The 13,422-nt window shown below is 72.8% G+C and carries 5 protein-coding genes; 3 read left to right on the top strand and 2 right to left on the bottom strand.

Features of this window, described 5'->3' with window-relative positions; translation table 11 throughout:
- Window positions 1-9: 9 nt before the first annotated feature.
- Together EV659_RS13260 and EV659_RS13255 are read right to left on the bottom strand one after the other, a co-directional pair.
- Window positions 10-10,302 carry a type I polyketide synthase gene (locus EV659_RS13260; protein WP_165878906.1) on the bottom strand — a complete coding sequence of 3,431 codons (10,293 nt, stop codon included), beginning with the start codon at window positions 10,300-10,302 and terminating at the stop codon, window positions 10-12.
- A gap of 16 nt (window positions 10,303-10,318) precedes the next feature.
- A complete protein-coding gene (locus EV659_RS13255) occupies window positions 10,319-11,575 on the bottom strand; it encodes a cupin domain-containing protein (RefSeq protein ID WP_132709374.1) in 1,257 nt (418 codons plus the stop codon).
- 144 nt (window positions 11,576-11,719) lie between these two features.
- Here EV659_RS13255 and EV659_RS13250 point away from each other — a divergent pair, with 144 nt between their 5' ends.
- Genes EV659_RS13250 through EV659_RS13240 form a run of 3 tightly spaced genes read left to right on the top strand, consistent with a single transcriptional unit; the run spans window position 11,720 to window position 13,324 of the window.
- A complete protein-coding gene (locus tag EV659_RS13250; RefSeq protein WP_132709373.1) occupies window positions 11,720-12,361 on the top strand; it encodes a hypothetical protein in 642 nt (213 codons plus the stop codon).
- Window positions 12,345-12,551: an MbtH family protein gene (locus tag EV659_RS13245; RefSeq protein ID WP_132709372.1), complete on the top strand. Its 207-nt coding sequence runs from the start codon at window positions 12,345-12,347 to the stop codon at window positions 12,549-12,551. Before EV659_RS13250 ends, EV659_RS13245 begins: the two co-directional genes overlap by 17 nt.
- Window positions 12,548-13,324 carry a thioesterase II family protein gene (locus EV659_RS13240; RefSeq protein ID WP_165878905.1) on the top strand — a complete coding sequence of 259 codons (777 nt, stop codon included), beginning with the start codon at window positions 12,548-12,550 and terminating at the stop codon, window positions 13,322-13,324. Before EV659_RS13245 ends, EV659_RS13240 begins: the two co-directional genes overlap by 4 nt.
- Window positions 13,325-13,422: the final 98 nt, after the last annotated feature.

Here is a 13,422-nt window from a genome sequence, read left to right as displayed (position 1 = left end):
CGCCGGTTGTCAGCCTCCGACCGCCGCCTTGGGCGCCACCGGCGCCCCGGTCGCAGCGCCCCTGCCAAGCTCCTGATCGAGCAGGCGTGCCAGCCGGTCCACCTGCGGCGGCTCGTGGATCGAGATGTGGTCGCCAGGGCAATTCAGAACGGTGAGCGACGGGCACAGCGCCGCCCAAGCCGCCTGGGGGCGCATTGGATCGACGCCGTAGCGCCGCTCGGCGGCCAGAATAAAGGTCAAAGGCCCGTCGAAGGGTCGCGGCGCATAGGCCGCCATGGCCGCCTGATTGGCCCGAAAGCGGGCGACGAACCGGCGCACCGCGCGGGCGTCCAGATCGACCCCGGCGCCGGCGGCCGCCTCGGCCAGGGTCGAGGCGCGGGCGTCGGGTGGGAGGTCCGCCCAGTGGCCGGGGTCGCCGGCCACCGCCAGCCCCGCCGACCGGGCCAGATAGGCGTAGATCGCCGCGTCGTCGGCAAGGCCGGCGTCCACGTCCTGCGGCCCCGGCGTGTCGATCAGCACCGCCGGCGTCGGGGCCAGACCGGCATCGGCGCGCTGGCACAGCATCTCATAGACCACCATGCCACCGAACGACGATCCGGCCAGGGCCACCGGCTGGTCGCCGAAATGGCCCTCGATCAGGGCGGCATAGGCGGTCGCCATAGCGACGATGTCGCCGCCGTCATCGGTCGCGCGCAGCCCGTAGATGGCGGCGGGCACGCCAAGCCGTCCGGCCAGGGGACGATAGAGGAACAGGTCGCCGCCCACCGGGTGAACCAAGACCAGCGGTGGCCCGTGCCCCCCCGGCGTCGCCAGCCCAACCAGCGCGCCGCCATCATCGGAGCCGTCATCGGTGCCGGCGGCACCGCGTTCACCGTCGGTCAGCGCCCGGGCCAGATCCGCCGCCGTGGGATGGGACAGCACGGCACCGGGGTCGACCGGGCGGCCGGTGGTCTCGGACAGCAGCCCGGCCAGACGCACCGCCTGGAGCGACGTGCCACCGGCGGCGAAGAAGTCGTCCACCGGCGTCAGGTCGGGCCGTCCGAGGACCGTGCGCACTCCCGCCAGCACGGCGTCGCCAAGATCGCCAGACCCCAGATCCGCGACGATCGCCGGGGCATCCGCCGCCACGGTCGCCGGGCAACAGGTCGGCGCCGCCACCGGCCCGGGCGCCACGATCAAGCGCGGCGCCCGGGTCGCCAGCAGGGCGTCGAACAAGGTCGGGGCGTCGGTGTCGGCGATCACCCCGGCGCCGCTTGAGTGCTCGCGGGCGGCGGGCGAGCGCGCCGCCATCCCCCGGTCGCGCCAGGGCGCCAGATCGACCGCCCGGACCAAAGGCCGCGCCGCAGTCTCCAGCGCCCGCGCCTCGGCCACGGCGTCGAGATAGGCGTTGGCGGCGCAATAGGCGCTCTGCCCCGGCGCGCCCGCGACCGCGGTCAGCGACGACGCGGCCAGCACCCAGTCGATCGCCCGGCCGTCGAGGGCGGCGAGCAGAGCATCCAGGCCGGCCACCTTGGGCGCCAGCACAGGCGCCGCCCCCGCCGGCGTCCGTCTGGCCAGCAACCCTCCGTCGGCGACACCGGCCAAATGCACGACCCCAGCCAGACGCAACCCGGCAGCGGCGATCCGCTCGACCGCCGCGGTCCACGCCGATGGCTCGCCGACATCGCCGACGATCAGATGCGGCCAGGCGTCGCCATCCGTCGGCCGGCGGCGCGCGAGCCCCACGGGCACGCCGCCCGCCGCCGCCACATGGTCGCGCAACAAACCGGCAATGGCGCCGCCGGCTCCGGATATCAGATAGGCCGCCCCGGTCTCGACCGGAGGCGGCGCGCTTTCGGACGGCGTCAAGGATAGGGGCTCGACCCCCTCCACCAGACGCTCGCCCCCGCGCAGGGCGACCCGCGCGGCGTCGAACGGCCCGGCCAGTTCGGCCGCCACCGCCGCGGCGAGAGCATCGGCACCGGCGTCGCCGGGGTCGAGCGTCGCGGCCGCCAAGCCGGCGATCTCGTGCACGGCCGCCAAAAGCGGCCCGCGCCGCAACGCGCTGGCCGGCGCCAGCCAGTCCCCCGGCGCGGCGGCGGCGGTGCCCGGACAGACCAGCAGCAGCCGCAGCGTCCGCGGCCGTCGGACGCGCGCCAGCGCCGACAGCAGGGTCTCGCTCTCGGCATAGCCGGTCATGCCGTCCCGTGCACCGGCTCGGTCGACCAGATCGATCACCGCCGCGCGCTCCGGCGCCGCCTTGGCCAAATCGGTCATCAAGGCGGCCATGGCGTCGGCGTCGGTCCGGCAGACCCGGTCACCCTCGGCCGCGGCCTCCCCCGCCAAGACCAGGCGCACGCGCCAGCCCGCCGCCCCAAGGGCCGACACGAGCGCCGCCGCCCGATCATTGCCCGCCGATGCCAGCACCAGCGCCATTGCACCGTCGCGCGGGCCGCGCGTCCCGTCGCCGGACACCGCCATGGCTGCGGCGCCGTCAGGGTCCAGAGCGGTCGCCCCGGTCGGACCCGACCGGGCATGATCGAGGCGGACCGGGCGCCAGACCGGGCGCCACCCCCAATCGCGGATCGGTGGGGGCGCCGCGGCGGTGTCGCTCGGTTTCGCCTCGGGCTCCACCCAATGGCGGCGGCGGTCGAACGGGTAGGCGGGCACGGCGCAACGACGCGCCGACGGCGCCTTCAGCCGAGCCCAATCGAGTTCATGGCCGCGGCACCACAGCCGGCCCAGTAGATCGAGCCAGTCCCGACCGTCCGGTGCCGCCTGGGGCTCGGCGATCAACGCCAGCCGCTCGGTCTGCGCGGGCAGGTCGGCGAAGCCCGCCGCCGCCGCCAGCGCCCGTCCCGGCCCCAGGTCGAGCAGCGTGGCCGGCGCTCCGTCCAGCGCCGTTGCCAGCGCCCGGTCGAACCGCACCGCCGCCAGTATCTGGTCGGCCCAATAGTCGCCATCGACCCGGCGGGCCAGCGACACCGCCTTGCCGGTCAGCGTCGAGATCACCGGAATCCGCGGCTCGGCCGGCACCAGATCGGCAAGGCTGGCGCGCAAGGCCGCCGAGGCCTCGGCCAGTACAGGATGGTGAAAAGCGTATCGGTCGTTGACCGGGCGGCAGTCGATGCCCGCCGCCGCCAGCCGGTCGAGCGTCCGCGCCAGCGCCGCCCGGGGGCCGGCGATCACGCTCAGACGGGGGGCGTTAACCGCGGCGATCGTCACGTCGGCGTCGAGATGGGCGTCGAGGGCGCCGGGCGCCTCGAACACCGCGGCCATGCTGCCGGCCGGCGCGGTCGCCATGGTCTCGGCCCGCACGGCGACCAACCGGGCCGCCTGGTCCAGCGTCAGCGCCTCGGCCAACGCCAGCGCCGCCACCTCGCCGACGCTGTGGCCGACCAGCGCCGACGGCCGAAGGCCCGCGTCCAGGCAGGCCCGACCGGCCGCATACTGAACGGCGAACAGCAAGGGCTGCGCGCGCCGGGTGTCGGCCACCAGGCCCGCCGCGGCGCCCTCGCCCAGCGCCAGCGCGGCCAGGTCCAGGTCCAGATGTGGCGCCAGGGCCGCCACCGCGGCGTCGAAGGCGTCCCGAAACGCCGCGACCGAGCGGTACAGCCCGGCAGCCATACCCGCATGCTGTGCGCCCTGTCCCGGAAACAGCAGGATCAGCGGCGGCGCACTGCCAACCGGACCGGTCGCGGGCTTCGCTTCGGCCAACGCGGCGGCCATCTGCTCCAGATCGTCGGCCAGCACCGCCGTGCGAAAGCCAAAGCCGCTGCGCGCCCCATGCAGAGCGTGGGCCAAATCGGGCAACGGCGGCGGCTCGGGCGTCGCGGCCAAGGCACCGAGCGCGGCAATCTGCCGACGCAGGGCATCGGCGCTGCGGGCCGATACGGTGATCAACTGCGCACCCGGCGCCGCGGCCTCGGCGCGGGGCGGCACCGCCGGCGCCTCCTCGACCACCAAATGGGCGTTGACGCCGCCAATGCCGAACGCGCTGACGCCGGCGCGCGCCGGCCGCCCCCGATGGGGCCAGGGGGCGGCATGGCCGACCACGCGCAGCGGCGCATCGGCACGGTCGAGCCCCAGCGCCGGGTTGGCGTGGTCCAGGCCGGGCACGGGCGGCAGCAGGCGGCGTTCCAAGCACAGCACCGTCTTGATCAGGCCGGCAATGCCCGCAGCAGGGTCCAGATGACCGACGCTGCCCTTGACCGCGCCGAGCATCAAGGGATCGACACCGTCCTCGCCGGCACGCCGGGCGGCGCCATAGGTGGCGTCGAGGGCGGCGGCTTCGATGGCATCGCCGAGCGCCGTGCCGGTGCCATGGGTCTCCACATAGTCGACGGTCGCCGCGTCGACGCCGGCGGCGGCCAGAGCGTCGCGGATCACCGCCGCCTGGCCGGTCTGACTGGGCGCGGTGTAGCCGGCCTTGACTGCGCCGTCATTATTGACCGCGCTGCCGCGGATCACCGCGCGGACCCGATCGCCATCGGCCAGCGCGTCGTCCAGGCGCTTGAGCGCCACGAGCCCGCCGCCATTGGCGAACACGGTGCCGTCGGCGGCCGCGTCGAACGGCCGGCAGCGCCCCGACGCCGAGACGATGCCACCGGGCGCGGCCAGATAACCGCGCGCTTCGGGCACGGTGATCTTGACCGCCCCGGCCAGCGCCATGCGGCATTCGCCCGCCAGCAGGCTGCGCCGGGCGTGGTGGATACAGACCAACGCGGTGGAACAGGCCGTGGCGATGGTCTGGCACGGTCCGGTCAGCCCGAACTGATAAGCCAGACGCGAGGCGGCATAGTCCTTCTCGACCCCGTAAAGCACCTCGAACGGCGAAACCCCCTTCAAGGTCTCGGGCGCCTGCAACAGATTGCGCACCAGATAGGCGCTGATCCCGACGCCGGTGAACACCCCCACCGAGGTATCGCCCGGCCCGCCGACCGATGCCGGCGCCAACCCGGCATCGTCGAAGGCGTGCTGAGCCAAGCTCAGCAACAGCCGATGCTGGGGATCGAGCAGCCGCGCCTCCTGCGCCGACAGCGAGAAGAACCCGGCGTCGAACCGGTCCACATCGCCAAGACTGCCAGCCATGGGCACATAGCCCGGCAGGCCGGACAACGGATCGGCCGCAGGGTCGGGCACCGGCGCCAGCCCGCAGCCGCCGTCGACGATCAGGTCCCAGAACGCGTCCAGGTCGGCCGCGCCGGGAAAGCGCCCGGCCATGCCGACGATGGCGATGGCGTCGTCGCCCGCCGCGCGCCGACCGGCGACCGGCGGTGCCAGGCGGGTGGCAACCGGCTGCCTGCCCGCCGCCGCGTTGGCCGCCGGGTGGGCGGGCGTGTCCAGCAACGCCGCCTGCAACGCGACGGTCGGCAGACTGAACAGGTCAGCCATATCGGGCAGGCGTCCGAAGGCGTCGCCCAGCCGACGGCGCAGGGCAGCCAATGCCAGCGAGGTGCCGCCGACATCGAAGAAGGTGTCGTCGTCGCCGATATCGCGCCGGCCCAGCACCTCCACCCAGGCGGCGCGGACGCGCGCACGCACCGCCGCGCTGACCGGACCGTTCGCGCCCGGGAGCCCACCGCCGCCTGCGCCGCCGCTGCCCTTTGCCCCAGCGCTGGCGCCGGCGCCGGCCGCTTGATCGGCCGTGGCGAGAGCGACGGCCCCGGCCCGGTCCAGTTTGCCATTCGCCAGCCGGGGCAGCCGATCGACCCGTGTCAGGGCCCCGGGGATGGCGAAGGGCGGCAGGTGCCGAGCCAGATGGTCGCGCAGATCCGCCGCGGTCGGAGATCCGGCGGACGCGGCCGGCCCGGCTGCCTCGACGGCCAACGCCAAGGCGGGCCCGGCAGGCGTTTGATACAGGCCCGCAGCCGCCGCCGCGATCCCCGGCAACGCCAAGGCCGCGTGCTCCACCTCGCCCAGTTCCAGCCGCTGGCCGTTCACCTTCACCTGACCATCCAAGCGCCCCAGGCAGCGCCATTGCCCGTCGGCGCCCAGCAACGCCCGGTCACCGGTCCGAAACGCCCAGACCGCGTCGCCCGCAGCCGCCGCGTCGGCCGCCGTCCCCGCATCGCCGCCCATATCGCCGACGTCGCGTACAAAAGCCCGCCAGCGGCCGAAGCGGGCGGGGTCGACCCGGCCAAGATAGCCCGGCGACACGCCCTCACCGCCGACGATCAGTTCGCCCGGCCGCCCCGGCGGCACCGAACGACCATGCGGATCGACCACGGCAACCCGCGTGCCGGGCAGAGGCCGGCCCACCGGCACCGGATCGTCGGGCACCGTGTCGAGCCGCGCCGCCGTCGACCAGATCGTCGTCTCGGTGGGCCCGTACAGATTCCACAGCCCGGCGACGCGGGCGCTCAGATCGCCGGCCAGGCGCGCCGACAAGGGCTCGCCGCCGCACAAGGCCTTGATGGCCACGTCGGGCAGCTCCGCCGCCACCAGCGCCGACCACAGGCTCGGCGTCGCCTGCATCATGGTGATGGCGGGCGCAGCGACCGCGCTGCGGGATACCGGCGGTTGCGCGGGCGGTTGCGCGGGCTCGGACCGGTCAGCGGACCCCGGCGCCCGGTCGGACGGCGCGCCGGTCAGTCGGGCGATCAGCCGTTCCGGCTCGGCCACCGCCCGGTCGTCGGCCATCACCACCGTGCCACCGGTGGCCAGAGGCAGACCGTAGTCCACCAACGCGATATCGAAGAACAGCGGCGTGACCGCCAACAGGGTCTCGGGCCCGGACACCAAATCACTGGCGATCAGCGCCGACAGCAGCCCATCGAAGGCGGCGCGGGTCACCGGCACGCCCTTGGGCGCCCCCGTCGACCCGGAGGTAAACAGAATATAGGCCAGCGCGTCGGCGGCCGGCAGCACCGGCGTGGGGGCTGTGCGGGCCGGGCGCAGTGCGGCGTCGCGAATGTCGAGCCGGGGCAGATGCGCCAGCGCCTCGCCGGCCGCCGCCCGATCGGCCGCGGCGCCAAAGCCGGTCAGTACCAGCGCCGGATCGGCCGCGCGCACACCGGCGGCCAGCCGCGCCGCAGGCTGGGTCGGATCGACCGCCACGAACGGCATCCCGGCCATCAGACAGGCGAGCATCGCCAACGGTGCCTGGGGCGAGCGGCCAACCGGCAGCACCACCCGATCGCCCGGCTCAAGGCCGCGGTCGCTCAGATGCCCGTGGAGGCGGCCGGCCGCCGCCCACAAGGCGCCATAGCTGAACCCGCCCGCGTCGGCGATCACCGCGGGACGGTCGGGGTCGTCCACCGCCACCGCCTTGACCCGGTCGGCCAGCGACCGCTCGGCCGCAATGGCGGGGCGGGCCAGCGGTGGCGTAAAACCGGCGGTGCGCAACCGGTCGCGCTCGTCGCCCAGCAACACCCCATGGGTCTCGGGTGCGACCGCCAGCCGCTCGGGCAGCCGCATGGCATCCACCACGCCCGCCCGGCCGACGACCCGCAACGCCGCCACACCGGCCGCATCGAGGCCGATATCGAAACGCACGCCGTCACCGGGGTCCAGCGGCCGGGGCGTTGCATCGAGGCCATCGCGATGGACCACGGCGCACACGCCATAGCCTGTGGAAACCGGCCGCTCGGTACCGGGCGACGATACCGGCCCCAGCACCAGCCGGCCGCCTTCGGCCGTCGTCGCGTCGACGTCCTCGACCCACAGACCGCCGGCATCGCCGGCGCCGTCCGACACCGGCAAGCCGACCGTCCCGCCCACGCCCGCCAGATAGGCCAGCACCCGCGCCGCGCGGCCCAGCAGTGCGGCCACCGACAGGTCGGCGTCGACCGCCACGCCACGGCTGACGCGGTCGCCGACGACCAGATCATGGGGCAATCGCAACGGCGCGGGCAGATCGTCCGTCGGTGCGCGTTCCGCCGGCGGCAAACCGGCGATCGCAACCGCCGCCGAAGTGCGCGGGCGGGCGACCGGGCCGGCCAGCCGGTCGCCCGCCCGTGCGACCAGGTCGTCGAAACCGGTCTCCGCCGCCGCCAGCATCAGGCTCAGGAACGCGGCATAATCCTCGGCCAATCGCGCCACCGCCGCGGCGCCGAACACGGCCCGGCGCGCTTCGACGGTGATCGACAATCCGCCGCCCCGCCGCACCACGATGGCCATCAGGTCGAACACCACATGGGCCCGCGGTGTCCGCGGCGACGGCGCGTCGGCCGGCACCAGCGCCCCGCCGCCGGGCCGGCGGTCGGCGTCGATATAGTTGAACGCCACTTTCGACAGACGCTCCAGGTCATGCCGCCGACCGCCGCTCTTCAACAGAAACTGCGCCACCACCTCAATCGGCACCGCCTTGTGGCGCAGGATCTGCGCCTGCTCGCGCTGGGCCCGGGCGAGGATGGTCGCCACCGGCTCGTCGCCGCGGAACCGCAGTCGAGCGACCAGGTTATGGGTCAAATTGCCGATCAGGGCCGGCGCCGCGGCCTCGTCGCGTGCCGCCACCGGCGTCAAAATCGTCACGTCGCGCAGGCCGGTACGGGCCGCCAGAAGGAGTTGAAAGGCGCCCTGACAAAGCACGCTGCGCGCCAGCCTGTGCCGACGGCAAAAGGCGTCGACCGCGTCGAGCATCGACCGATCCAGCGTCACATCGGCCGACACCGCCGCGGTGTCACCGCATCGCTCGGCCCGGCCCAGCGCCGGCAAGACCGGCGCCAAGCCGCGCACCTTCTCACGCCAATAGCTCAGATGAGCGGCATAGGCACCGCCGCGAAGCGCCGCCTTCTGACGCCGCGCCAGAGCCGCCAGATCAAGGGTCAGTGGCGGCAGCGACGGCGCCCGGCCCGCCGCCAGTGCCTCATAGGCGGCCAACAGATGGGTGAACAACAGGTCGAGCGCGTCGGCGTCACAGATCAGATGGGCGGCATGAAAGGCGATCACATGATCGTCGGGACCGAGCCGGATGCAATCGAAACGGAACAGCGGCGGCCGCGCCAGGTCGAACGGCGTCTGGCGCAACTGCGTCAACCGCTCGGTCAATGCAACCTGGCGCGCGTCGGGGTCCAACGCCGACAGGTCGGAGACATAGAAGGGTAGAGGCACGGCCGCGGCGACGCGCTGACGCGGTATCTGGTCGCGATCAACCACATGGGTGCGCAATGCCGGCTGCCAGGCGATCACGGCGCCCAACGCCCGGGCGGCCAGATCGGCGTCCACCGGGCGGGGCAGGCGCTGGATCGACTGGATCGGATAGGCATCGCCCGCCATGCCCAATTGGGACAGATAGACGAACGGTTCCTGCGCGAAGGTCAGCGGCGCATCGCCTGGGTCGCCTGGGGTGCCTTGGTCGGCAGGGACGCCTGGCGCCCCTTGCTCGCCTCGCTCGGCGGCGGCGCCACGCCCACCCGGCCCGGTCGCATCGCCCGTCGCCGCGCCGGCGCGGAGATGGGCCAGCAAAGCGGGCTTGGCATCGGCCAGGGCGGTGCGCAGATCGGCGTCAATCGCGCCGGTCGGCGCTTCGATCCGCAATCGATCACCGGTTGCGCTGATCCGGCCGCCGCGCGCTTCGACGCGGGCGACCAGCGCCCCGGGGTCGTCGGCCACGGCCGGGGCGCGCGGCGCGGCAACCAGCGGGCAGCGGTCATAAAGCCGCTGGTCGTCGTCGGCGAGGAAGTATTGCCGCCATTCCAGATTGTCGGCGTCGCCGTAGACGCCCAGATCCCGATGTGGTGCCACGCTGTCCCAAGCGCCCAGACGGGTGCGTACCGTGTCGCGTGCCTTGTCGTCGATCAACGCACCGGTGGCGTGATCCATAAAGACGCTGCGCGGCTGGAACAGCAGCACCTGCGCGTCGCCCAGATTACGACTTAACCGACGCGCATAGCTGGGCGCCGCGCCGACCACGAAGAACTGATGGCGGGCGAACTCGAACTCCCAAAGCGCATCGTCGGGCGCCAGCCGGGTGGATGCGTCGGCCGGCGCCGGGTCGGCGGCCTGCAGATCGCCCAAAAGACGCCAGAACCGGTCGCCATACGCGCGGTGGTCAAGCCGGGCGCACGGTTCCAGGAACACCGCCAGATTGTTGCGCACCGCCGGCGACCCGCCCCAGACGTGGATAAACGCCGACAATGCCTCGGCGAGCCGCGCCTCCTCGCCCGCGTCGAGAAAGGCGTAGTAGATCTCCCCCCGGCTTTCCGCCCGATAGCCGAAATGGCAGGGATAGCGCTTGTCGGTCAGGCGGGCGCGATATTGGGCATACACCCGCTCGACCCAGGGGCGCGGCGGCGTGTCGGCGGCCAGGGTCGGCACCAGCACCCGGTCGTGCCAGCGCGCCGGCAACGCGACCGGGTCGGCATCGAACGGTCGGCTCACCCTGCCCTCCGCACCGTCAACGCCCGCCACCGACGGGCGCGTCGGCCAGCCAGTCCTCGGGGATCACCGGTTGATGGTAGCGGCACGTCTCGGTCAGGACCGACGAACCGTGCAGACGGCCGCGCGGCACATAGATCGCCTCGCCCGCCTTGACCCGGCAGCGCATGCCAGGCACGGCCCAGAATACCATCTCGCCGGTCTCCACGATGACCAGGCGGTGGTCGTCGTGCACATGGGTGGTCGACACCATGTGGCGCGGCTCGATGAAGGTATCGAGCGGCAACGGCACCGACAGCGTGGCCATGCGGCGCCGGCAGCGCGCCGCAAACGCGGTATGCGCCTCGAACTCAGACAACCACACCAGATGAGCCGCAAGGTCGGCTGCGAACCCGGCGGCCAACGCCGCCGCCGGCCCGCCGGTTGACCGCCACGACCCCAGATCGGTGATGACCGGTGCCAGGTCGATGTCCGCATCGCTCGGCGCCGCGGTCTGCGCGGCCCGCAAAATCCGGCCGAGCAGCGCGGCCACCGCCTCGGCGACCTCGGTCGGCTCGACAACCCGGCTTCTCAAGGCGTTGGCCAGCGCCAGCGCGGTCGGCAGATAGAATTGCCAATCAACGTGCCGGTTGCCCGGCCCATGGCCAGACGACGCAGCGACACCACCACCCGCGGCCCGACCCACAAGGCCCGCCGCGCCGCGATGCAGCGGCGCGCAGCGTGCGGCGAGCGTCGGCGTGCGTTGAAAAACCGCAACCAATGGCTGCATCTGCAAGGCCAGGGCCGCAACGCCGGTGCCCCATGCGGCGCGCTCACCCAGCGCCGTCCAAAAGCCCGGCGCCGCGAGATCGAGGCGGTCGCTCGCCGCACCCGGCGGACCGGCATGGCGCACCCGGGACGCAAAACACATGCGATCGAGGGCCGGGAGAATCGCCCGGGCATCCCGGCGGAGCGCCGGATCGCCGCCCACATCATCCGCCAAACCGTCGGCCAGCTCGTGTGCGACGAACAATAAGCGATGATAGGTCAAGGCGCGCAGGTCGACACCCGCGTCCACATCGAGCGGCCGATCGAAGCCGACCAGATCGAAATCCTCGCCCCGTTGCGGCCGGCGATAGTCGGGCCGATCCAGCGATAGCTCATCCACCTGTGCCGGGTGCAATGCCGGATGCCCGGCCAGGCGCGTAGCCATGGCCGCACAGTCGCCGAGGCCTAGCCCCCCCACAGAGCGCGCGCCAGCATCGGCCTCTGTCCGATCGGGCGTCGCCATGGTCATGAACGCTCCCCTTCATCGTTCGGTTAGAAAGCCCGTGGCAACCTCGGACATGCACTTATTGCGCGATTTATAGATTTTCTATCTCGCATGAGTTATAGGTTATTACAAATCCTGGATGCTCGCAATAAGGATGCGTTAAAAGTCATGAAACTACTATTGCTGGCAAATTGTTGGTGCGCGCTGGCAGCGCTTTGGGGGCTGGCCGGCGAGATCGAACCGGCCGCTGCCCGGGCCCCGATGGCGGACGATCCGGCCGCTCCCGACAGCGGCGCGCTGTCGAGCCGCGACGCTCGCGTTTTGCGGGTGGAAGAGACCGTCGATCCGCCGCAGCGGTTCATTTACGCGCGGTTTCACCTGCCCTCGCTCGCCGACTCCTACACCATCGAATTGCGCGAAACGCGGCGCCTTGAGCGCTTGCTCGGACACCATGGCCGCGACCGATTCGGCCCGGTCGCCTATCATGTGGATTTCGCCCAAGACGAGACCGGCGCGCTGCGGCTGGATGTGGCCGCCGCGATCCATAGCAAAGACGCCCTGGCCGCCGACGACCTGCCGCCGGGCTATGCCATCAAGACCTCGACGCCTTATCGATCGCTGACGCTGGTATTCAAGGGCTCTCCCGTGGACGCCAGCGTGTTCTGGGGCCGGCTCGAACAGATGGCGGTCGCGCGCGGGCTGACCCTGTCCGGCCGGAATCGCGAAGTGCTGGTGGACCATGACGGCTTCGTGGCCACCGATTATGTGACCAAGCTGCAATTGGGGGTGCGCCATGACCGCCGATCCTGACCCGCCGCAGGTCTTCGCCGTCGTCGTCAACGACGAAGAACAATACTCGCTCTGGCCCGACGCGCGCCCCTTACCGCCGGGCTGGCGCCGCGACGGCTTCACCGGGCCGGAGACGGCATGCCTGGCGCATATAGAGACCGTATGGACGGACATGCGCCCGCTCAGCCTGCGCCGCGAGACCGCGCCGTGAGCGGTGGGCACTGGCTGGTCCGCCTGACCGGCACCGGCACAGCCCGGCAGCGGCTGGTCTGTTTCCACCACGCCGCCGGCGGGCCGGCCTTTTTCTGGCCGGTGGCGCGGGCCATGGGACCGACGGTCGAGGTTCTGGCGGTGCAGTTGCCCGGTCGCGAACGCCGCATCCGGGCCCGCCATCTGACCGACTATCGCGCCGCCCTGGACGGCGTGACCGACGCCCTGGCCGCCGAGCCCGACAAACCGACGGTGTTGTTCGGGCACAGCATGGGCGCCGCCCTGGCCTATGACACGGCAGCCCGGCTTGGCCCGGCGCTGGCGACCGCCGCGATCGCGGTCTCGGCCCGTGCCACCCCGGGCGAAAAGCCGGCCACCGACCCCGCGACCCTGTCGGAACCCGATCTGATCGCGCATCTGACCAAGTATGGCGGGGTCAGCGACGCGGTCCTGGCCGACGCGGCTCTGCGCCGTTTGTTCCTGCCGCTGTTTCGCTCGGACCTGCGGCTGATTGCCAGCCGCCCGGAGATCACCGCCGCCACCGAGCGGCCGCTGCTCGCCCTGGCCGGCCGCAACGATCGCCACGCCCTTCCCGACGCCATGGAAGCGGGCTGGGCACCGCTGGCCCGGGGCGGTTTTACGCTCGAACGGGTCGAGGGGGGGCACTTCTTCCCGGCCGAACGCCCCGACACCGTCGCACGCTGTCTGCACCGGACGCTCGACGCGCTGGCTCCGGCGGCACCCCGGAAGCCCGCCCCCGCCTTGTCGCCCTGAACCGCACTCGGAGCGCGCCCATGCCCCCGGCCCACCGCCCCCCGCAACGGCACCGCCAATGGCCCCGGCAACAGCACCGGCAACAGCATCGGCCATAC

It is taken from the genome of Rhodothalassium salexigens DSM 2132, assembly GCF_004341375.1.
Lineage (GTDB): Bacteria > Pseudomonadota > Alphaproteobacteria > Sphingomonadales > Rhodothalassiaceae > Rhodothalassium > Rhodothalassium salexigens.
The sequence above is the reverse complement of the archived record's forward strand: the minus strand, read 5'-3'. Positions and strand labels throughout refer to the sequence as shown.